The sequence below is a fragment of the Niabella aurantiaca DSM 17617 genome, from assembly GCF_000374125.1.
Lineage (GTDB): Bacteria > Bacteroidota > Bacteroidia > Chitinophagales > Chitinophagaceae > Niabella > Niabella aurantiaca.
This window is the reverse complement of sequence record NZ_KB893625.1, coordinates 1046708-1066936: the sequence shown is the minus strand read 5'-3', so window position 1 is coordinate 1066936 and position 20229 is coordinate 1046708. Positions and strand designations below refer to the sequence as shown.

Here is a 20229-nt window from a genome sequence, read left to right as displayed (position 1 = left end):
GGTCAGTCCTCCCGGTTATTCTCCGGGCTTACCTCCACGACATCATTCATTAAGAATACACCACCGGGAAAAAAGGCTGCCAGCTTCTTCTGATAGGCCTGGGCCTCCTGCCGGGAGGTAAAATTGCCTGCTTTCACTTTAAAATAAGGCGACTGGTGCCACATATAGGGTTTCAGTTCAGGAAAATTGGAATAGATCTTTGTGCGTGCGGCAATTGCTTCTGCTTTGTTATTGGTACTGATAACCAGCAGGCGGTAGCCCGGGGCCGTTCTTCTTGCTGCAGCATTACGGGTGGAGAAGTTATTCACATCCGCCTGCTTTTTAAGCAACAGATCGATCCTCGGGTCCTTATATACCGCTACACCGCCCGATTGCGCCATCAGCTGGCACGACAGAAACATCATCAAAAAAGGTAAAATGTACTTCATATTTTTCCTGCAAATTGAATCTTCTTATTAAGCCTCCCCTCTTTGTCTGAACCATTCTTCAGGTAGAGGAGCTGACTCCGGAATAAGTTGCAGCAAAAATAATGCTACAAATAAATAACTTTACGCCATGAGTGAATCCGTTGAATATATTGGCTACCTGGCGATGGCGCTTTTGGTGATCTCATTTATTCCAAAACAACTGAAAGCAATCCGGCTTATTAATTTTGCCGGCTGCGTATTTTTTGTGGCCTACGGGGTCCTGCTGGGATGGAAATGGCCCATCATCATCTCCAACGGGTTGATCGCTGCCATTCAGCTTTACCACCTTTTTGTTAAAAAACACCCGGCGGCTGAAGATAAAACCGCTTGAAGGTGATTTGCATACATTATTTTTTGAATCTTTGCAGCCCATGATGATCCCGTCTGTCGCTATTGTTATTTTAAACTGGAACGGAAAGAAATACCTGGAGCAATTCCTGCCCGGTGTGGTACAAACCCGTTATGACCGTTTGCAGGTAGTTGTGGCAGACAATGGATCTACGGATGAATCCGTCCGCTACCTGGAGCAGTCCTTTCCCGGGATCCGGATCATCCGGTTCGGGGAGAATCACGGCTTTGCCAAAGGATACAATCTGGCGCTGGAACAGGTCGCTGCAGACTATTACCTGCTGCTCAACTCGGATGTACAGGTCACCGAAGGTTTTATGAAGCCTCTCGTGGATCTGTTGGAGGGCGATGTTTCACTGGGTGCCTGCCAGCCCAAGCTCCTTTCCTACGATCATCCCCGGTACTTCGAATATGCCGGTGCCGCCGGTGGCTGGATGGATCATTTCTGCTATCCTTTTGCCAAAGGCCGGGTATTTGACTTTACTGAAACAGACGAAGGGCAGTACGATATTCCTTCGCCTATATTCTGGGCCAGCGGCGCTGCCTTGTTTATCCGCTCAAAAGTATTCCATGAAGCGGGGGGCTTCGACCCTTATTTCTTCGCGCACCAGGAAGAAATCGATCTTTGCTGGCGCATCCAGCTATTGGGATATAAGATCAGCTCCTGTCCGCAGTCTGTGGTCTACCACGTGGGGGGCGGCACATTGCCCAGGGGCAACTCCTTAAAGACCTATCTCAATTTCCGGAACAATCATATCATGATGTACAAAAATATGTATGGCTGGAGACGGTTATACGTCATTGTACTGAGGGCCATCCTGGATGGTATTTCGGCGTTCAAAAGCCTGCTGGGCGGAGACGGTGGTTATTTTGTGGCAGTGGCCAGCGCCCATCTTTCTTTTGTAAAATGGATGCTGACCGATCAAAAGAAAAGCATCTTTCCGAAAAACAAAAAAAAGCCGTTGCTTGGCCTGTTGAAAAAGAACATTGCATGGGCGCATTTTGTCAAAGGCAAAAAAAAGTTCTCCGAAATTGTTGACAAAGAAGTGACAAATTAATGAATAGATCCTTATTTTTGCGGCACAATATTACTGATAGAGAATGGAACAGAATTACGACGTTGAACAAATAAAAGAACAGGAATACAGGGAAGAATTAAAAAAGAGTCAGAAAAAGGATTTTAAATTCAGCTGGGTTTCCACTTCTGCTTTTTTATATTATCTGACATTTACCTGTCTGATCCTGTTTACCTGGGGTGGTTGTTACCGTCTTTACACCAAAAGATTTGAAAAGCCCAAAGTAACCATTCAGGAAAGCACGCTGTACACTCCAAAGTATAAATAAAAAAAGTTGCTGATTTTTTTTGTAATAAAAAGAAATCGCTTATATTTGCAGCCCCTTAAGTAACTAACAATCTGGTACTTAAGGAACAATAAAAGAAGTTCTTATAAAAGCGGAAGTAGCTCATTTGGTAGAGCACGACCTTGCCAAGGTCGGGGTGGCCGGTTCGAGCCCGGTCTTCCGCTCTCTTTGAAAAAGTTATTCGTTATATGTTATAGGTTATTGGTAATGATTTACTGATAATACATAGCAAATAACTGATAACTTTTTTTTTCGCCCTGGTGGTGGAATTGGTAGACACGCAGGACTTAAAATCCTGTGGGCAGCAATGTCCGTGCGGGTTCAAGTCCCGCCCGGGGCACACGAAGGCCTTGTAATCAATTGATTTACAAGGCCTTTTTATTGACGTGTGTCGTTTTTGTGTCAGTTTTTTACGCTTTTGCTCTCATTTTCTGACACTCTAAAGACACACAAAAATGAGTAAAATGACACATGGGCGAAATAACGCTCAAAAATGCAAAAATTCTCATCTACCCCCCACCCCGCCTGCTTTTCAGCAAAAAATCACTCAACATTTGACACTTTTGCCCGGCGGCACGGAACAGGAACGGAGCCCGCACAGTACCATACGACACACGGCACGACACACGGAAAAGAAATTTCTGACACTCGATTATGGCAAAATGTCACAGCCTGTATCGCCGACTGGTAAAGGCTTAGAGCGTTTTAGCAAAATTTTATTCCTGTTCTTTTTCTTGGCTTTTTTTCATTCTTTCCCCTCAGGAAAAGAAAGTCATTCCCGGTTAAATGACACACACCCTTTTATAGCTACAGCGGCACAGGCATTGTGCCTCTATGGTTTCACTCGTAAAACCGTAGCGCTATGAATTTTCTTAAAAGATTGAATAAAAAAGGCAACAGTACCGCATCTCAAGTGTATTTTTTACACTTTCTTTATACCGGTATTTTGCTATCAGTAGCGCTACTTAGAAACAATATCAGCATTTGTTATTGTCGCCCGGCATCCCACGTCTATGCCTTTAATATTTGAATTTTTAGAAAACATCCAGCTATCACTTCTTGTAAGATCTTTCACAACTCTTACACTATTGTCACCCGGAACGATTATTGAAACGGAGTCATATTTTGAAAGAACGCAGTTTTCTAAGCTGGCGTACATAGGTCCGCTTCTTGACGTAAGATTTACTATTATCGCTTCATGATTTGCTTCGATTGTATAACTTTCCCGCTCTTTTCCGGAGTAAGGCTTATCAAAAATTAAAATCTTAATATCCTTCGTTGACGAGTTTCTAACTATTTTTTTCGAATTTGACGTTTTGCCACAAGCAAAGAACAAGACAGAAACCAATGACAGGAATAAGAAGGTTGATCTCATACTATGATTTTTTTTACGATTTAATAACCATACGAACTCCGTAATGCATCAAAGGCTGTTAGGGTATTAATCGGAGTGGTATTGTTGGGTAAATTATTTCGAAGTTTGTTCATTAAAATAGCTGGAGATGAAGTACTCCCATCTAAATAACTATATATTGTACTAATAGAATAACCGCTAACCGTATCAACCACCGGATTGGATTCATTCAACGCAGGTGTTATATTCCGATTATAATTATTATTATCAACTAAATCGTATAAAAATCCTGCCGGAATATGGTCCCATTCAAAGATAGGCCTACCAACATTTCCTCTGTTTTCACCGACAGCATACCAGCTGTTACTAAAGGAAGGAGCTCCAGGACTTGTGAAATATTCCAGAATTGGCCCTACATTCAGCGTAATATCCTTTTGATGTTTTTCCACTTCGCGTCCTTGGCCACAAATCCGGGTTGTTGAGATCTATTTTTATAACTTTATCTAATTTGATTTAGGTACAATATCTGCATCAGTAATGGTGGCACGGCATTCTGTATCAACGCCTCTGGCATTCGACTCCTTTGAAAAGGCCCAATTATCAGTGCTATTAAGATCCTTTGCAACCTCAAGCTGATTATTATCGATCACTTCAATTACAGTCGAATCTAGGCCATTACTACCACAACCTTTCCCATTGCCGTAATAAGGACTACTTTTGCCCCCAGTAAAACTTTCAACCACCGCTTCACCTTGAGGTTGTATTGAAAAAGCACGGGCAATTTCTACAGGGAACCTCTTGTAAATGAGTACTTTTAAAGGATGGGAAGAATTATTGCGAATCGTTTTTTTTCCATCATAGTTTCCGCCGCATGCAGTGATTCCCAAAAAACAAATAACAATTACAGTAGTACAATGGCTTTTCAAATGAAGATGATTTATTGATATACCTGGTAGTCTTTCTACTTATCCTCAATATCGGCGTCAGTAATCGTTGCACGGCATTCTTCTTCTATACTCCTGGAAGTGGAATGTTTTGAAAATGTCCAGCTATTACTGTTGTTAAGATCCTTTGAGACCCGAAGTTGCAGATTATCGACCACTTCAATTGTCATCGAGTCAAAGTCTCTGTTACCACAACCTTTTCCGTTCTCGTAATACGGACCACTTTTACCTCCCGAAAAATTTTCAATCACGGCCTCTTTTTGAGGTTGAATTGAAAGAGTACGACTAATCTCTCCAGGATAAAGCCTCTTATAAATGAGTATTTTTATAGGATGGGAAGAATTATTGCGAACGGTTTTGTGGGCATCATAGCTTTTGCCACAAGATGCGACTCCCAAACAACAAACAATAAACAATACATTAAAAAACCTTTTCATGTTCGAATAATTTATTGGTTTTAGTATCCATAAGAATTTCTTAATAGATCGAAATGGGCGGTGGCATTGCCTAATGGAAGGTAATTGCGAAGTTTATTCATCAAAATCGCCGGCGATCCTGTACTTCCATCCAGATTGTTATAAATGCGGCTTATTGAATACCCTGCAATTGTATCGGCCACAACAGTTGATTCAAATAAGCCCGGCACCCTCCTTTGGTTATATACATTGCTATCAATAATGTCATGCAAGAATCCTGCGGGAATATGATCGTGTTCAAATATATTTACCCCAATCCAACTTCTGTGTTCATTTACCGCATACCAGCTATTATTAAACGTAGAGGGAGAGGCATCCGCCACGCTATAATACTCCAGGATTGCGCTATGCGCATTTGGCCCGTATCTTCTGTGTGCATACTCCCTGCCCATAAAATAGCCCCACATTTCTATAAGATCAGTTCGCTCCACTCCCGGATCCCCAACATGACCATAAGGATTGCCACTACCCACGCCATAGTCTGCAACATACTTTACATTGTCTATCCACATTTGTGTAGTCGTTTTGCGGTAGTGACTGGCATGGGCAAATTCGTGGTAGGCAGTTTCTTTTATTTTATCAGTAGCGAAATCTGCAGATGATGTACCGACATAAGCATATCCAAAAACGATATCAGGCGCACTTGGGGCTAAAATCCCACCCAATCCCCCAACTCTTGTATTTAAGTAGTTAGTGACAGCAGCCGCATCCCATACGTTTCTGCTTTTCAGATCATTGAGCATCGGTGTGGAAGCTGATCCAGCAAAACAAGTTACCAATATTTTCAAATCGTTGCCAGGTGAAAGTATCCCGTCGTTTGCCGCATATTCATCAAACTCATACAGTGCATTATTAACCGTTGCCGCAACATAATACTTTGTATCATCCCCTTCATTGCTTGTATGGCGCTCATAAGATACGTTGGCATTATTCATACTGTATGAAATATTACCGTAGATATGTAATAGTGGTTTTGTGTATTGATCCGGAATTGTTTTATTCATCCCTCTGATCTCTTTACGATCACTTTTAAAGATAACGTTCAGGATAACCGGAAGCCGTGGTCCAATTAAAGGTCTAAATCCCCTAATGGCTCCTGTAGCTTTAAAGCACCCATATCGATCGGTTTGGGCAATAACCCGCTGGCCCTGTGGTCCCAGGATCTCTACCTTTACATCCCGTACGCCTTCATAGGCTATCCCACCATTTCCCCACTGTGTTTCTTCTACGGTGATCCGTCCACTTGGATAGTTTTCGTCTGTATTCATACTGCAATTATCGTATTCGACGCTAAATGGAGTAGACCGGTTGTCGGCAGGCTTCGGCGGTGCTGGTGGTGGTGGTGGTGGTGGTGGCGGCGGTTCTTCAATGGGACAATCTTCCCAGGGATCACAGGGATCGGCGGGTTCCTGTGGTATGTCATCCCCATTAGGTCGGTAAATAATTTCCTTACCTGCTGCCTGGTATGCAAGGGCAGCCGTTGGCGACTCCGGGTTGAGCAGACAAACACTATCCAACACTATATAAGGGCAGTTGGGCAAATTTCCCGAGTTCTTGATAGGAAGGAAAGTGTACAAGTTGGAATAATCCGGATTGCTGACGTCCAGGGAATCCGTAGCTAAAGGAAACGGATATGTGGGTATATTCTTTTCTTCTATCGCTCTGTAATGCCCGGCTGTAACGGGTTGGAAAACCATATACAAGTGCGAGGTTTGAATAACAGGGGCGGCTGTGAGCGACCGCGGTCTTGTGATCTTACGTAAATTGCTCATACTGAAAACAAAACCACCTTTTTTGTAGCCGATACCTTTTACGTCCTTCTTCGTAACGGTTGAAGTATCATCACCGGCCTTTTCATTAATGGCTTTATTACATCCAACGCAAATAAATAGAAAAAGCAACAGGAGACCGGAAAAATTAATTAATTTTTTTTTCATAAACAGCAGTTAAGTTCATTTTCAAAATAGGTTATATTATAAAATTCAAAATGTAAATTAGTAATAAAACCCTGTCCGGAAAACTTAACCCTGTCACGAATTTTAGTGACAAAGCCGGCTTCGGTATCATGAGCTCCTGCCGATCGGAAAATATGGATAGCTATAATATTCTACCAGGGAAACTGTTTCAACAGGCTTTTGATAACAGATCGGACGCACCAGATATTTAAGCAAAAATAGAACTTGAGCCGATGGTCGGGTATTGAAAGTTACACAAGAGGCTTTCAGTAGAAGCCCCTGTGTAGATCATGTTCCCATTTTAAAAAGTATATTTCAAACCCAGCCCGCCATAAAAAGGAGTTTTATAAGGCGCCGGAAGATAAGCATCGGGCAATTGGTTCAGGAACACCATATAGTAATACTGTGCCCCTGTGATAATGTTCGCGCTAAAATAGACATCCACTCCGAAATGCGTTGCAATGGTCCGGCTGATGCACAGTTTTGCGTTCAGCAGGTTATATGCCGGTGTGCTGTAAGCGCCATCAGAAGTGATTGGCATCACATCCCGGTAATTATACGTAATATGGGCATACAGCCCCCATTGCATTTGCAGGTCTATGCGGTTATAATAAATACTTTATGACTCCCAGCTCAACTTGCATTTCTCTGGCGTCCTTCAGTTGTACAATATTTCAAAATTCAGATACTTTATTTCAATATTAAGGAGATAAAAGAGATATTCTGCTTTTTTATAAGTAAGTTCAATGCACCATTAACATATACTACATCAAATACAGTACTGCTATGCTTTCCGTTGTTCTGCTCCCACACCCACTGCACCAGTGCATACGCCTTCAGGATTTCGACGTGATATGGTCAACGAAATAAAGGTTAACAATGTCTTTGACATGCGCCAGTATCTCGAACAGTACGGCATTAAGACAGATATCCTCAACACAGAGAATACGTTTAACCAGCTCACCAATAAATTTATACAGGACAACTGGGGCATTAATGCTGTAATCCAAAAAATTGAAATTCAAAAAAACAGGATATTGTATGATAAATTGTACAGCATATTTGACTACATTGTGACCAGCAGCGATTTAACAAAAGAACGAAATTACGAGTTAGCAAAAATCGCATTACGCTATCTCACAGATCATAAAATTGATATTTCAGCAATAACAACACTTGGTGACCTCTATACCGCGTTTAACCAAATGAGCAATGATGTTCCATGGGATCAGACAGACACTTATTTGCGGTATAGCATCCTTGCTAATTTGGAAAGCACCAGTCTTACAAGGAACCCGATAGGCGCAACCTGGTCAATAGAGAAAACGGGAAAGAAAAAGAAGATGTACCTGTACAATACGAGCCAAATAGACACTGCATTGGCGCAGAAAAATTACCAGGATAGCTTTTCTGAATTCGGCACGCCTATAGCTGATGCAATAAACATGCTTGTTCAGCTCGGATACCAATACCAGTCGGCAACCGGTTTTACATATAACGGAACATATACAGATGCAAGCCAATATGGTGGATTCTATCCTACCATCCAGTATTTGCTCAATTTAACCTATGATTACGATTATATGGATCCCAATGCCGACTATGGGCTTGGCAGAGACGACAGGAACCTGGTATTGGCCGCACTCGATACCGCATATCAAAATGTTATCAATAATTACACTCAATATCGAGATGCAGTAACGGGATATAACAATTCTGTATACGCCGTTGATTGCCTTGGAGATACGGGAGGCCCGGTCATACCTAGTTTTATAACTCCCGAATCTGAATGGCTCCGCGATCGCTATATTAATCTTTACTTTATTGAAGCGATTGAGTACTCGATTTCCACCTCTTATATGCCCTATACCGGTATTTATAAAGCGGACCAGGTGCCTGGCGACTATTGGGAAACGCATAAAAACCTGGCCGGTCTTTCCGGTAGCTTCCAGGTGCTCGCTGAGGCGGCACTACAGGAAGGAGACTACGGGAGTTATGATTTCTATATTGAAAAGCTAAATCAGTATTCCGCGCAATTATTCCAGTTAGAAAACAATGCATTTAAAAATTACGACTTTGAGGCCTACCTGGATGATCCGTTTATCATGGCTATTTTTGAGAACATGCCCGGATGGGAATCCTGGAGGTACAACCCTTACGGGGACCGTTTGGCAGAGGATGCTGCGGAATCGCTGCTGGAAACAACTTCGCGGCTGGATGCCATGGAGCGCGAAGCGGCAGAAAGGAACCTTGCCGCATGGGATGCCTTCTTCCAGTTCGCAACAAGGTACAATTCCGGGATTCAAGACTATATGAACATTCAGGGGATAACATCACTGAAATTTGATTCATTGCGGGATCTATATGGTTTTAATGTAGGGAGCGGGACCCTTGATAATAGAAATACTTTTTCTGTTGGCAGTGGCGGCACAACTTCTTTATGGAGGACCGCAGCGCTTTCTATTGCGCCCGACCTTTCCTTCAAAATGCCCGATTGGAGTAAAACAATCATTAACGAACAGTTAGCACAAACCTTTCTCACAATAGGTGTTCCATTATTTAATGTATATAGCGGAGTTGAGGACTATAAAGACGGAGGCTATGCCCAGCAGCAATTTTTAGGCTATAGCATATTCTCCCCGGATTATTTTGAAGGTACTCCTCTTGCAGAAGTAACTATAGGAACAAAAGGGAAGCCGTTTATCACCAATGCCACTTCTTCCGTTGCTATATGGCTTAAAAGTTTTAACTACCTCAGAGCCCCTCTAGGATACGCGCACGAAGGTGGATCTTATGGCTACCGGTCAATATCCCCGGTGAGCGGAAACTTTGGTGATTACTGGAGGTATGAAATCGTGGATGCATCAGGCACTCATTATTCAATTCAGAGGGACAGAGATTATAATTACTATTATTTACATAATAACAACTGGATCCCCTACGAGGAGGAGGGCCGAAGGGCTGCCCGACAAATGGGGCAGCTTGCAGATGCTACAGGTACCGCAGTTTTCAATATGGCATTAACCGGACCCACATTTTTTGTTGGTGGTGGAGCCGGAGCTATTGGATTTAATACATTAAAAGGCGCTGGCTGGCGCATGCTTATAAATGGCGTTGGTCAAACCGTTGCAAATGACGGTAACATAAGACAAACAGATGTAATAGATGTTCTAAGTGGTGGCTTTTTATTACCAGGAGCAGAGAGGATTGTATCCAGTTCTTTTGATTATGTACCCTTGAGTTCTGATATAATCAGATTCCGGGTAATCGGATACAATAAAGATATCAGATCTGCGTATATGGATCAGGCTTTTAGTTATGGCGGTTATAAGCTGCAAAGTTTTGCAGAAAAATGGGTATTAAAAAATAGTGGAAAATACCCCTACAACAATCAGCAGGAAAATCTGATCCGAAAATGGCTGGATATCAATATAAATATCCCAACTTCAACCTTAAGAAATCAATACTATATAATATATGGATATTAAAAGGCATTTTAAAAAATTTTATTCGCTATATATTGCCGGTTTAATACTTGCAATAAGTATATCGAGAGGTTGTATTCGAGGTGCTGAATTGGGAAAACATACAACATATACCGCAGGAAAAGTTATTAAGACTTCACCAATGGTTAAGGCTGGATTGCATGTAGATTTTTCTTTTAAATACAAAGGTCGCTCTTTTAAAAACTCCGACTCATATGGTTATAACAATATTGACACAAGCAGATATTACCTGATCAAATTTTCTTCCGATAATCCGAAAATTTCAATAATCAACTTAGAGCAAAAACTGAATATTTCAAATGATTCAGAAATTCCTTACGCAGGATGGGAGAATATTCCTGGATATTTATTAATTAAATAATTACACTTTCCCGGTCATGATGGTACCCTGCTATAAAGGTTCAAAAAAGAAGTGGTTCAAAAAAGAACAAGAAATACATTAATCGCATCCTTGCCATTTATAGTTGCAGCATCCCCACAAATAGCCCGGGGGACCGGATACCGGGTCACACAGCTGTTAAAAGACGGCACAACAGGCGATGTGGTGCTGGGATACGATGGAACAGTGGTCCCCTTTAGCGCATGGAGCGGGCCTTTTACAGCGATAAGCAGCCTTACTCCTGTTTTTGATTATCTACCGGGGAATATTGCAAAAACAGAACAACGCGCCCTTTGGGCCTACCAGCAGGCCCGGCTAAACGGCATGAGCGTGGAAGCCGCGTGGAAAAGCTTTGGAAATCCCAATTTCAACTCCTCCCGGTTTGAGGCCCTATACCAGGTGGAAAACGACTACCGGAATTTTTCCGGGGCTATGGCCGGCGGGCTGGTAACTGCGCCTTTGCTTCTTCCCGCAGTGCCCGCCATTGCTTCAGCCACCGGTGCCATTGGCAATATAGCCCTGAATGCGGCAAGAACATATGGGCCACAAATACTAAATCATTTTGCCAGAACTTGGAAATTGAGGGCATCGGTGGCAGGAATAGACTTAGCGAATCAATTAGTGTATGCAATTCCTCAAAGTCAAGCGAATGGCGATGGTGTTGGCAAGTACATAAATTTTGTTTCGCCGCTTTCAAAATTCATATTACCATCAAATATTTTTTTGTCAAATCTTATAGGACAAGGTCTAAATACAAATTTGAATGGGGAATATCGTGGCTTTTTTAGTGATGTCAGCACATTTGAAGTAATAAGAAATATTGGTTTAGGTATTGAGGGAGATTATTTTGGTAAATATTTAGGCAATAAATTTTCTCCGATCGGTTATTTTACAGGCGGACTTGCTGGGGATTTTCTAGGAGGTAATGCAAGCAATTTAACACAACTTATGTGGGATAACTTTTATAATTATTATTATTTTCAGCCTGTAAATCATTAGCAATGAAAAAATATCTCCCTACTATAGTATTTTTTTCTATATTACTCATATTCGCCTATCTCATTATACATTTCATACAGGCATCAAGAGATCTGAAAAATGGAAATTTAATAAACGGTGTATTTGTTGCAAAAATATCTTCTGCATTGGGAAGTACCAATGCGTATTTTGAGTGCAAACTTCCTTTCAACAATAAAGAGAGTACAATAACAACAATGACTCCGATCAAATACCGCAATGGCGGTATCCTGGTTGGTCATTATTTTCCAGCTTTATATTCTGAAAAATATAATAGATTAAAGCTATTACTCTTACCTGAGGATTTCAAAAAGCGTGGTTTATCTTATCCTGACAGCTTAAAATGGGTGGATAGTTTAAACAGGAGGTAATAGAATGAAAAAAATTCTTGTTCCACTTGTTTATCTATGCTGGGTTGGATTCTTTATTTGTATAATTGCACATGCGGTTGCTGTTAGACAGGATTTAAAAAGAGGAAAGCGGATACAAAATGTATTTGTTGTAGATAATTCTGCAGGATACAAAGGTTTGAGTGCCGCTTTCACGTGCAGAATTAATATAGACGGTGAGGAAAGAGAAATAAAGGTATCACCTTCGTCAGTAGAGGTTCCTACCGGTCGTTTTTTGGTGAACCACTACGTACCGGCAATGTATTCCAAAAAACACAATAAGCTGTGGCTATTACTTCTACCGAAGGACTTCAAGGAATACAGTTTACCCTACCCGGATAGCCTGCGTTGGATCGATAGCTTAAACAGAACATACTAAAACAATATGATATAAAAATATAACATTAGGAGTTGGTGCGGATTATTTTGGAAAATATCTCGGAAACAGATTTTCGCCTCTTGGCTGTAAATTTCGGTAATACGCACCCAGGGATTTCGGAGATATGCACCCAGTGATAGGGTTATTGCTTTTTGTTTAGCCTGACAAACTTACCGTTTTTTTCTTAAGCTGTCTCCTTTTAAATCGATTCTATGTGAAGTGTGTACGATCCGGTCAAGTATCGCGTCGGCGACCGTTGCTTCGGGGAAGACATCGAACCATGCTGATACCGGCAACTGGCTTGCGATGATAGTGGATTTGCGCGCATGGCGGTCTTCAATGAGTTCCATAAAATCGTTTTGCTGGTTACTGTCCAATGGGGTTAAACCAAAGTCATCTAAAATTAATAAGTCCACTTTTGCAAGTCGCTCCATTGATTTTAATAACAAGCCATCCAGGCGGGAGACTTTCAACTGTGTCATTAGTTTTTGAACATTGTAATAGGCAACGGCATGCCCTTGTCTGCAGGCCTGGTGTCCAAATGCAGAAGCCAAAAATGATTTTCCTACACCGGCACATCCCGAGATGAGTATCGCCTCGCCATTTTTTAAATATGTTCCAACGGCCGGGTGTTGATCTGAGTGGCGTCAATACCTCTGTGTTTGCCGGCATCAAGCTGATCGAGTGTGGCCTGGTATCTGAAGCCCGCATTTTTAATAAGGCGGCTATACCGATTGGACCAGCGTTGGTCTTTCTCGGCCTGGATAAGTAATTGCAGCCCATCTGAGAGGGAGAGCTCGTGTACTTTTCTTGTTTCATGAAGACTTTGCAGGCATACCGCCATACCGGATAGCTTTAAGGATAATAAACTGGATTTTACTTCTTCCATAATGTATGTTGATTTGAATATCCCGCTGAGTGGCGGGACGGGTTAAAAAATAATTTACTGATAATAATCTTTGCCCCGGATATTGCCGTGTTTGGGAAAAGGGATAGCCATTTGATTTTGAGCGTCCAGTAACGCGCACTGCGTAATGATTGCCTCCAGTCGCTTATAACTCATCAGGTCATTATCGTAAGCAATGCGACAGGATTTTTCAAAAACAAGGGGATCGGTCTTACGTTGCAGACTTAACAAGGCGTCACAGTTGCGGAAGGCCAGCTCGGGTATTTTCTCCACTTCAAATATCCGCTCTATGAGCCGGGTGAGGCTGGCAGATTTTTCATGGGCTTTGCCGATATAGTAGGCCGGGCTGCGTCGCATGTGGTGCTGGTGGGTGGAAGCAAAATGTTCAACAGCGGTTGTATAACCTGCACCGGTGGCGCGTTGGTGTGTGGCGATACAGGCCCCGCCCTTATAAATACGCACCAGCGTTCGGGTATAGATGATTTGTACCTTGTTGCCGATATATTGAAAAGGTACAGAGTAGTATTGCTTATCGCGTGCCAGATAGATACAGTTATTGGCCATTACGGTAAGGTCGGCGTAATATTTTATCTCAAAACCGGACCCGGGTAATGGTTTTAAACAAGCTTTTTCTTCTGCCAGGTATTTTTCCTGCCGGCTATAGCTGTGTTGCTGCATCCTGGTTTGATTGAGTGCTGTTACAGTCTGGCTGATGGCGGCGTTCAGCTCAGCAAGAGAGAAGAATACCTGGTTGCGTAGTTTGGCATAGACCCGCTGGTAGATGAGTTGCACCGTTCTCTCAACAGTGGGTTTATCCTTAGGTCGGACAGGTCTTGCAGGCAGTACCGCAAAGCTGTAATGGTTGGCTACATCTTCCATAACGCGGTTTAGCACCGGCTCATACCGGTCTGCCTTAATCACGGCGGCCTTCAGGTTATCCGGCACCACCACCTGTGGCACACCGCCCAGGTGTTTTAAGCAGCACCCGAGCGCGTAGAGAAAATCATCTGTCTTTTGTGAAGGAACCCCAAGCGCATAAGCGTAGCCCGAATACGGCAGTGCCGCTACAAATACCTGTACTTTGATCGCTTCCCGGTTGCGAGGTCAACATAACTAAGGCCGTCCCCGGCAAAATCAACTTCGAGCTTCATGCCCGGATCGTGGTGCATGATAGCGCTTGCCTTGCGGACAACCGCTAACTGGTTTAAATGAAAACAGAATTGGGTATAACCATATCCATCGGAATGTTGTGCTTTGTACTCCTGCCAAAGCAGTTTACGGGTAACGTGTTTACGCTGGAGCTCTTTTTCCAGGTAAGGGATCAGCAGTTTGAACTGTTCAAACCTTTCTTCCAGGTATGCCGGCGACCCGGCGTTAAACCTGCTTTCCAATACAGGGTCTTCCAGTTCCAGCAGTTCCTCTATGGAAAATTTACCCGCATTTAATTTTTGAATATAGCTATTTACCGTACCCTTATACAGCCCTAAAGTTGCTGCAATTTGCCGGTTGGATACGCCCTGCTGATGTAATCGTAGTAACTGTTTTATCTTACTCATTCTCGTTATTTTTCCTGCCATGCTTTGTTTATTCTATTTGTGCGAATAAACAACTGACAAAAAGCAATAATGAAAATGAGTGTCTGACTGGGTGGTTATGCTCCGGAATCCGGGCGTTGTGCATTCTGCGCCAACCTGCTTCGTTGCTGGAGCTGGGTGGTCTTGCTCCGAAATATCATTGATTTTTCACCCATCAACCATTGGTGGGTGGGTATGCTCCGAAATCCGATTTACCGACAACCATTTTAAAACCAAAAACTCACTTTATACCCTCCTTTTGGGTGCATATCTGCCGGAATGTCGCGGATTTTTCTCCCGATCGACTTATCTGGATTTAACCGTAATGTGGGTGAGTATGAACCGGATTATACACTTGGCCAACGCACAGGTGGCGCTATAGGCGATTTCCTGGGAAATAACGCCGGCAATCTTATACAGGTCATGTGGGATAACTATTATTACTACTATCAATATTAAGCATTATCGTTGCCAATAAAAATATTAATAATGAAAAAAATCCTTGTTTTACTTGTTTATTTAGGCGGGTTTACATTTTTTACTTATATAATTGTGCATGCGATTTCTGTTGCAAGGGATTTAAAAAGAGGTGAGTTGATCAGGAACGTATTTATTGTAAAAGATTATAAAGAATATAAAGGCTGGCATGCTTCCTTTAAGTGCCGGATTATTATTAGAAATGCAGAAAAAGAAGTATACACGTCTTCTTCATCAGTAATAGGACCGGTCGGTCGTTTTTTGGTAAATCACTATGTACCGGCAATGTACTCAAAAAAATACAATGAGCTGAGGCTATTGCTTTTACCAAAAGACTTCAAAAAATACGGCCTACCCTACCCGGATAGCCTGCGTTGGATCGATAGTTTGAACAGAAAATACTAAAACCATTGAATGCCTGAATGCAACCTCAGATGTTGGCAGTCCTCCGAACAATATTGCTAATATGACACCGTTGATTCGAGATCATTATGGATGCAAACAAAATATTGATATTGAAAAAATCATTTCCGGACTTCGGTTTCCACTACCAATCGGAAAGTAGCGATTGTGGCCCCGCCTGCGATATCTTCCCGGTTATCATTCACTGGCGCAAAAATCACATGGTCGTCATTTATCATGCAGATCCGCAATACGCCTATATTGCTGATCCCGCCAGGGGAAAGCTAAGATATCATTACGACACATTAAAACAGAGTTGGTATTACCCGGACAGTGCAAAAGGTGCCGTAATGGCCATAGAACCGAATACTGAGTCAATGCGGCAAAAGAAAAATTTGGTTAATACAAAACGGTCAATGGTCAAAGATCCAGCACTATTCAAAGAGCGGTTTCAAGAAAATAAACAATGCGAATAACGACTGAACTGAACGCACATTTCTCTTAACCTGCGATTACGAGTTTCTGCTCCGGTATTCCCTGGGCGCAGTTTAACAAAGAAGGATATCATAAGGATATAACATCAGCATATATGGATATTAAAAGACATTTTAAAAAATTTTATTCGATCTATATTGCTTGTCTAATTGTAATAGCAAGCATCCTTAATGACTATTCCCAAAATACCGAATTGAAAGAATATTCAAGATATACTGCAGGCAAAGTTCTTAAAATTTCACCTCTAGTTAAGGCTGGGGTAAAGGTAGACTTTTCTTTTAATTACGCAGGTGAATCTTTTAAAAGCGTTAACTCTTATGGCTATGGCAATATTGACACAAGCAGTTATTATCTGATTAAATTTTCTACCCGAAAGCCAAAAATCTCTATAATTTACTTAGACCAAAAACTGAACATTTCAAATGATTCAGAAATTCCTTATTCAGGATGGGAGAATATTCCTGAATATTTATTAATTAAATAATTACACTTTCCCGTCATGGTGTATCCTGGAATCTTTTAACGCTAAAATCAAGGCCTTCAGAGCCGCTGCAAGAGGCGTAAGAGATATTAACTTTCCCCTATTCAGACTCGTTAACATTTATGTCTGATCCCACAATTTTCAACCCGATCCATAATTAAGAAACGGAATAATGCCACCTTCAATAATATCACCGTTGTCGCGTACGGCCGTTGATCTACAGAACATTGCGCTTTCACTACTTCGCAATCTAAGCTCGCGTCTTTCGTGGCTTCCGGACTTGTAGGATAGCTTGATACTATTTGCCCCAAAATGTGCCAGGCCTTTCTTTGACGAAAAAGAAACTATGCTTACCTGTTTGCTCATTGAAAAAAAGACTATATGCCATTGTTGAAAAATTTAGTTGTTTGGTTAATTAAATTATACCTTATACCTTTACCCTATGGAAAAAAATAAGCCCGTTTTTCATCAGAACAGGAAGATCGCACACTTACTGGCGCATCATATCAACAATACCGGGAAGTATATGAACCGGGTTTTGCAGCAAAAGCTCCTGAATGCGGGCCATCGGCTAACATCAGAGCAATGGGTCGTTCTGGTCTGCTTATTTGACCGGGACGGGCAAACCCCTACCGAAATATGTGAAGCCACCCTTAAAGATAAGCCCGGAATAACGAGAATATTGAAGAATATGGAGCGGAACAAACTGGTTATTAATGTGGATAACCCTGAAGACCGAAGAAGCAAAAGAGTGTTTCTCACCAAGAGCGTAAAAAAAATTGAAAAGCAATTATTGGATATTGCCGCCGAAACGGAAAGGCAATGTTGCAATGGCATTTCAGAAGGCGAACTTGAGCAATGCAGGATGGTTCTGAATAAAATCATGAACAATCCTGAATAAACTTTTGAATAAGTAGTTGTTGTGTTAACTATATATTTATAAACAAATAAAATGAAGAAAAATGAAAATAACAATAATCGGAGCAGGAAATATTGGTTCTACACTGGCCCGGAACTGGGCAAAAGCAGGTCATCAGATATTTTTAGGAGTAAGAAAAGTAGACGGTTTCAAAGAGAAAGAGCTGCTATCAGAAGGAAATATTTCGATTGATACAATACCTGGAGCAATTGCAAAAGGATCCGTTATCGTATTGTCCGTACCGCCTGATGCTGTGCCATCTTTGGTGAAACATTTAGAAGGAGCAAAAGATAAAATCATTATTGATCCCACGAATGCCTTTCGTGCCAAACCGGAAGGTTTTGAAAACGCATTTGATGCTTTGCGCAGTCTTACCAGGTGCAAGCATATTGTAAAAGCCTTTAACAACACAGGTTTTGAAAATATAGCAAATCCTGCCGGACTGGACACCTTTGTTTCCGGCGACAGCGAAAAAGCAAAAAAAGTGGTCAAGCAACTGGCAAAGGATTTGGGCTTTGCCAATTGCTACGATTTTGGCGGAAATGACAAAGCTGCGCTACAGGAACAGCTTGGAATGTGCTGGATAAACCTCGCCCTGGTCCAGGGAATGGGCAGGGATATAGCCATTAATGTAATAAAGAGACAACCTTTATAAAATTTGAAAGATATGAGCAAAATATTGCTTGCAGGAGCTACGGGATATTTGGGAGGGTTCATTCTCAAAGAACTGTTGCGTAAAGGCTTTGAAACAAAAGCCCTTGTCAGGAATGAAAAGAAGCTGCCGGAAGGATGCCTTGCACATCCGAAGCTGGAGCTTATAAAAGCAGAAATAACTAACCGGGATGCTTTAAAAGATTGTTGTCGGGATATAGACGTCGTGATATCAACGGTGGGAATTACCCGGCAAAAGGACGGGCTGACGTATATGGACGTTGACTATCAGGCAAACCTTAATTTGCTGGAAGAAGCAAAACGGAACGGAGTGGAAAAATTTATTTACATATCCGTGTTGAATGGGGAAAAATTAACCCATCTTAAAATCTGCGAAGCAAAAGAAAAATTTGTATGGGCTTTAAAGAATTCGGGGCTGGATTATTGCATCATTCGCCCCACCGGTTATTTCTCAGATATGGGTGAATTTTTTGAAATGGCCAAAAAGGGAAGAATATATCTGTTTGGAAACGGCGAGCATAGAATGAACCCTATCCACGGCGCCGACCTTGCTGCAGTTTGTGTAAATGCCGTAGTATCGGGCGAGAAAGAAATTCTGGCCGGGGGACCGGAAATATTGTCGCACAACCAGATGGCAGAAACTGCTTTTTCTATTGCCGTTAAAAAACCAAAGATCACGCATATTCCGAATTGGCTTACAAAATCCCTTTTATTTTTAATCAGAACATGCACAGGCAGCAAAACCTACGGTCCGATCGAATTTTTTATAACCGTCTTATCACGGGATATGATTGCCCCCGAATATGGAAACCACACGCTGAAGGAATATTTTAAAGAAATAAAATTACACAACCAATTTAAAAGCTAAATCTTCATACGAGATTATCAGGTGGGCGCTGCCTGGCTTTTGAAAACGGGCTGTAGGCCGGCAGTATTGGTACGGCTACTGAGGGTTTTTAAAAAGCTGCTTGACTTGCTATAATTTGGAATGCACCCCATCAGGCTCTATTTCAGAGAAGTGAGATGAATTCACTTAGCCTTCTGTTTCTTTGGGCCTCTTTTGCTTTATGCATGCTTCTAAGAAACTGTTTAAAAATAATATTTGGTCCCCCTTATAAGCGCCATCCGGCGCGTCGTTGTCGTTAAAGCCGCGCTTTAGCACGGCCTTAACGAAGCCGTAATTTCATAAGTGCCATCGGCACGGATCATTATGCCCCGGGCCCATGGCTCTCTGTTGCTCTTTTGGACGTATAAACGGGTTGAAACCCGTTCTTGCCGGATCTTCCGGGGCCATGCCTCTTTTGCCAAAATGATCGTTGAACCCCGCTTTTTATAGATGACGGCTATAGCGAAGCCCCAAGTAGAGACGATAAAAAGCTGGTACCTTTTAATGGTTATACGAATTCTCCAGGATCGTTTCTAAACAGTTTCTAAGAGCAGCTCTGGTTTCCTCTATTTTCTTCCTTCTTTGCAATAACTGAATCCCTGAATTTAGGTTCCGGTATATGCCTTGTCTACTTTATCAAGATAACGCTGCAAAGCAGTGTTGGCAGTATCCAGTCGGAGGCAACAGTACTGAGTCTCATTTGTGGTAAATCTTTTACCTCCCCCTTTGCATTCAATCACTCCCAAAGCAACCGAACACTTCTATGACCGTTGATAAAATCCCCCCGGACGATCGCTGTTTTCTTGTACTTTGAGACAAGTGCGTATTTCTTCAGATATC

Annotated in this window: 27 protein-coding genes and 2 tRNA genes; 18 read left to right on the top strand and 11 right to left on the bottom strand. The window is 42.0% G+C overall.

Annotated features, from left to right (window positions below; all coding sequences use genetic code 11):
• Window positions 1–2 precede the first annotated feature (2 nt).
• Complete coding sequence (locus B160_RS0104540; RefSeq protein ID WP_018626691.1) at window positions 3–428, bottom strand: SPOR domain-containing protein; 426 nt, start codon at window positions 426–428, stop codon at window positions 3–5.
• A gap of 127 nt (window positions 429–555) precedes the next feature.
• On the opposite strand from B160_RS0104540, the gene B160_RS0104535 reads away from it, so the two are divergent.
• From B160_RS0104535 to B160_RS28440, 6 genes are all read left to right on the top strand, one after another.
• Window positions 556–798: a hypothetical protein gene (locus B160_RS0104535; protein WP_018626690.1), complete on the top strand. Its 243-nt coding sequence runs from the start codon at window positions 556–558 to the stop codon at window positions 796–798.
• Between the two features lie 7 nt (window positions 799–805).
• Window positions 806–1873, top strand: coding sequence for a glycosyltransferase family 2 protein (locus tag B160_RS0104530; protein ID WP_018626689.1), 1068 nt, complete (start codon window positions 806–808; stop codon window positions 1871–1873).
• Between the two features lie 43 nt (window positions 1874–1916).
• Window positions 1917–2159 carry a hypothetical protein gene (locus B160_RS0104525; RefSeq protein ID WP_018626688.1) on the top strand — a complete coding sequence of 81 codons (243 nt, stop codon included), beginning with the start codon at window positions 1917–1919 and terminating at the stop codon, window positions 2157–2159.
• Between the two features lie 109 nt (window positions 2160–2268).
• A tRNA-Gly gene (locus B160_RS0104520) sits at window positions 2269–2341 on the top strand.
• Window positions 2342–2431: 90 nt separating this feature from the next.
• Window positions 2432–2517 (top strand) — tRNA-Leu (locus B160_RS0104515).
• Window positions 2518–2632: 115 nt separating this feature from the next.
• Complete coding sequence (locus B160_RS28440) at window positions 2633–3043, top strand: hypothetical protein (protein ID WP_040679326.1); 411 nt, start codon at window positions 2633–2635, stop codon at window positions 3041–3043.
• 95 nt (window positions 3044–3138) lie between these two features.
• Here the strand turns inward: B160_RS28440 and B160_RS31545 are convergent, their stop codons facing one another.
• The 6 genes from B160_RS31545 to B160_RS0104485 form a co-directional block, all read right to left on the bottom strand.
• The gene (locus B160_RS31545; RefSeq protein ID WP_018626687.1) at window positions 3139–3552 is read right to left on the bottom strand and encodes a hypothetical protein; all 414 of its coding nucleotides are present in this window, start codon (window positions 3550–3552) and stop codon (window positions 3139–3141) included.
• A gap of 20 nt (window positions 3553–3572) precedes the next feature.
• Window positions 3573–3980, bottom strand: a complete 408-nt coding sequence (locus B160_RS31540; RefSeq protein ID WP_157557879.1) for a hypothetical protein — start codon at window positions 3978–3980, stop codon at window positions 3573–3575.
• A gap of 54 nt (window positions 3981–4034) precedes the next feature.
• Window positions 4035–4457: a hypothetical protein gene (locus tag B160_RS0104500; protein WP_157557878.1), complete on the bottom strand. Its 423-nt coding sequence runs from the start codon at window positions 4455–4457 to the stop codon at window positions 4035–4037.
• A gap of 35 nt (window positions 4458–4492) precedes the next feature.
• Window positions 4493–4912 carry a hypothetical protein gene (locus B160_RS0104495; RefSeq protein WP_018626685.1) on the bottom strand — a complete coding sequence of 140 codons (420 nt, stop codon included), beginning with the start codon at window positions 4910–4912 and terminating at the stop codon, window positions 4493–4495.
• A gap of 20 nt (window positions 4913–4932) precedes the next feature.
• Complete coding sequence (locus B160_RS0104490; protein WP_018626684.1) at window positions 4933–6888, bottom strand: hypothetical protein; 1956 nt, start codon at window positions 6886–6888, stop codon at window positions 4933–4935.
• A gap of 319 nt (window positions 6889–7207) precedes the next feature.
• Window positions 7208–7495, bottom strand: coding sequence for a hypothetical protein (locus B160_RS0104485; RefSeq protein WP_018626683.1), 288 nt, complete (start codon window positions 7493–7495; stop codon window positions 7208–7210).
• 301 nt (window positions 7496–7796) lie between these two features.
• Between B160_RS0104485 and B160_RS0104480 the strand changes: the two genes are divergently transcribed.
• The 5 genes from B160_RS0104480 to B160_RS0104460 are packed head-to-tail and all read left to right on the top strand — an operon-like array spanning window position 7797 to window position 12576.
• Window positions 7797–10394, top strand: coding sequence for a hypothetical protein (locus B160_RS0104480; protein WP_018626682.1), 2598 nt, complete (start codon window positions 7797–7799; stop codon window positions 10392–10394).
• Complete coding sequence (locus tag B160_RS31535) at window positions 10384–10773, top strand: hypothetical protein (RefSeq protein ID WP_157557877.1); 390 nt, start codon at window positions 10384–10386, stop codon at window positions 10771–10773. Before B160_RS0104480 ends, B160_RS31535 begins: the two co-directional genes overlap by 11 nt.
• A gap of 51 nt (window positions 10774–10824) precedes the next feature.
• Entirely contained in the window at window positions 10825–11790 is a 966-nt protein-coding gene (locus B160_RS0104470) for a hypothetical protein (RefSeq protein WP_040679320.1), read from the top strand.
• 2 nt (window positions 11791–11792) lie between these two features.
• A complete protein-coding gene (locus B160_RS0104465) occupies window positions 11793–12179 on the top strand; it encodes a hypothetical protein (RefSeq protein WP_018626679.1) in 387 nt (128 codons plus the stop codon).
• A 4-nt stretch (window positions 12180–12183) separates the two neighbouring features.
• The gene (locus tag B160_RS0104460; RefSeq protein ID WP_018626678.1) at window positions 12184–12576 is read left to right on the top strand and encodes a hypothetical protein; all 393 of its coding nucleotides are present in this window, start codon (window positions 12184–12186) and stop codon (window positions 12574–12576) included.
• 170 nt (window positions 12577–12746) lie between these two features.
• Here the strand turns inward: B160_RS0104460 and B160_RS32355 are convergent, their stop codons facing one another.
• The 4 genes from B160_RS32355 to B160_RS32065 are packed head-to-tail and all read right to left on the bottom strand — an operon-like array spanning window position 12747 to window position 15039.
• Complete coding sequence (locus tag B160_RS32355) at window positions 12747–13163, bottom strand: ATP-binding protein (protein WP_281163359.1); 417 nt, start codon at window positions 13161–13163, stop codon at window positions 12747–12749.
• A 20-nt stretch (window positions 13164–13183) separates the two neighbouring features.
• Window positions 13184–13465 carry an ATP-binding protein gene (locus B160_RS32350; RefSeq protein WP_018626676.1) on the bottom strand — a complete coding sequence of 94 codons (282 nt, stop codon included), beginning with the start codon at window positions 13463–13465 and terminating at the stop codon, window positions 13184–13186.
• A gap of 54 nt (window positions 13466–13519) precedes the next feature.
• Complete coding sequence (locus B160_RS28430; protein WP_245562148.1) at window positions 13520–14542, bottom strand: Mu transposase domain-containing protein; 1023 nt, start codon at window positions 14540–14542, stop codon at window positions 13520–13522.
• A 5-nt stretch (window positions 14543–14547) separates the two neighbouring features.
• The gene (locus tag B160_RS32065) at window positions 14548–15039 is read right to left on the bottom strand and encodes a winged helix-turn-helix transcriptional regulator (protein WP_211218040.1); all 492 of its coding nucleotides are present in this window, start codon (window positions 15037–15039) and stop codon (window positions 14548–14550) included.
• 297 nt (window positions 15040–15336) lie between these two features.
• Here B160_RS32065 and B160_RS28425 point away from each other — a divergent pair, with 297 nt between their 5' ends.
• The 7 genes from B160_RS28425 (at window position 15337) to B160_RS0104415 (ending at window position 19371) form a co-directional block, all read left to right on the top strand.
• Complete coding sequence (locus tag B160_RS28425) at window positions 15337–15516, top strand: hypothetical protein (RefSeq protein WP_040679319.1); 180 nt, start codon at window positions 15337–15339, stop codon at window positions 15514–15516.
• 30 nt (window positions 15517–15546) lie between these two features.
• Window positions 15547–15939 (top strand): hypothetical protein, encoded by a 393-nt coding sequence (locus tag B160_RS0104445; RefSeq protein WP_018626675.1) that lies wholly within the window; start codon window positions 15547–15549, stop codon window positions 15937–15939.
• Between the two features lie 110 nt (window positions 15940–16049).
• Entirely contained in the window at window positions 16050–16412 is a 363-nt protein-coding gene (locus B160_RS0104440; RefSeq protein WP_026309521.1) for a cysteine peptidase family C39 domain-containing protein, read from the top strand.
• 113 nt (window positions 16413–16525) lie between these two features.
• Window positions 16526–16915, top strand: coding sequence for a hypothetical protein (locus B160_RS0104435; RefSeq protein ID WP_018626673.1), 390 nt, complete (start codon window positions 16526–16528; stop codon window positions 16913–16915).
• 439 nt (window positions 16916–17354) lie between these two features.
• Complete coding sequence (locus B160_RS28420) at window positions 17355–17813, top strand: MarR family winged helix-turn-helix transcriptional regulator (RefSeq protein WP_018626671.1); 459 nt, start codon at window positions 17355–17357, stop codon at window positions 17811–17813.
• A 61-nt stretch (window positions 17814–17874) separates the two neighbouring features.
• Window positions 17875–18486, top strand: coding sequence for an NADPH-dependent F420 reductase (locus B160_RS0104420; protein WP_018626670.1), 612 nt, complete (start codon window positions 17875–17877; stop codon window positions 18484–18486).
• Between the two features lie 12 nt (window positions 18487–18498).
• Window positions 18499–19371 carry an SDR family oxidoreductase gene (locus tag B160_RS0104415; RefSeq protein WP_018626669.1) on the top strand — a complete coding sequence of 291 codons (873 nt, stop codon included), beginning with the start codon at window positions 18499–18501 and terminating at the stop codon, window positions 19369–19371.
• The last annotated feature ends 858 nt before the right edge of the window (window positions 19372–20229 follow it).

Coding starts and splice junctions, on each gene's coding strand:
- B160_RS0104495 (WP_018626685.1), bottom strand. CDS start 4,912: ATGAAAAGGTTTTTTAATGTATTGTTTATTGTTTGTTGTTTGGGAGTC.
- B160_RS0104435 (WP_018626673.1), top strand. CDS start 16,526: ATGGATATTAAAAGACATTTTAAAAAATTTTATTCGATCTATATTGCT.
- B160_RS0104460 (WP_018626678.1), top strand. CDS start 12,184: ATGAAAAAAATTCTTGTTCCACTTGTTTATCTATGCTGGGTTGGATTC.
- B160_RS0104525 (WP_018626688.1), top strand. CDS start 1,917: ATGGAACAGAATTACGACGTTGAACAAATAAAAGAACAGGAATACAGG.
- B160_RS28425 (WP_040679319.1), top strand. CDS start 15,337: ATGTCGCGGATTTTTCTCCCGATCGACTTATCTGGATTTAACCGTAAT.
- B160_RS32065 (WP_211218040.1), bottom strand. CDS start 15,039: ATGAGTAAGATAAAACAGTTACTACGATTACATCAGCAGGGCGTATCC.
- B160_RS0104535 (WP_018626690.1), top strand. CDS start 556: ATGAGTGAATCCGTTGAATATATTGGCTACCTGGCGATGGCGCTTTTG.
- B160_RS0104420 (WP_018626670.1), top strand. CDS start 17,875: ATGAAAATAACAATAATCGGAGCAGGAAATATTGGTTCTACACTGGCC.
- B160_RS0104480 (WP_018626682.1), top strand. CDS start 7,797: ATGCGCCAGTATCTCGAACAGTACGGCATTAAGACAGATATCCTCAAC.
- B160_RS0104490 (WP_018626684.1), bottom strand. CDS start 6,888: ATGAAAAAAAAATTAATTAATTTTTCCGGTCTCCTGTTGCTTTTTCTA.
- B160_RS0104445 (WP_018626675.1), top strand. CDS start 15,547: ATGAAAAAAATCCTTGTTTTACTTGTTTATTTAGGCGGGTTTACATTT.
- B160_RS0104465 (WP_018626679.1), top strand. CDS start 11,793: ATGAAAAAATATCTCCCTACTATAGTATTTTTTTCTATATTACTCATA.
- B160_RS0104415 (WP_018626669.1), top strand. CDS start 18,499: ATGAGCAAAATATTGCTTGCAGGAGCTACGGGATATTTGGGAGGGTTC.
- B160_RS28440 (WP_040679326.1), top strand. CDS start 2,633: ATGAGTAAAATGACACATGGGCGAAATAACGCTCAAAAATGCAAAAAT.
- B160_RS28420 (WP_018626671.1), top strand. CDS start 17,355: ATGGAAAAAAATAAGCCCGTTTTTCATCAGAACAGGAAGATCGCACAC.
- B160_RS0104485 (WP_018626683.1), bottom strand. CDS start 7,495: ATGCAATGGGGGCTGTATGCCCATATTACGTATAATTACCGGGATGTG.
- B160_RS32350 (WP_018626676.1), bottom strand. CDS start 13,465: ATGGAAGAAGTAAAATCCAGTTTATTATCCTTAAAGCTATCCGGTATG.
- B160_RS31545 (WP_018626687.1), bottom strand. CDS start 3,552: ATGAGATCAACCTTCTTATTCCTGTCATTGGTTTCTGTCTTGTTCTTT.
- B160_RS31535 (WP_157557877.1), top strand. CDS start 10,384: ATGGATATTAAAAGGCATTTTAAAAAATTTTATTCGCTATATATTGCC.
- B160_RS0104540 (WP_018626691.1), bottom strand. CDS start 428: ATGAAGTACATTTTACCTTTTTTGATGATGTTTCTGTCGTGCCAGCTG.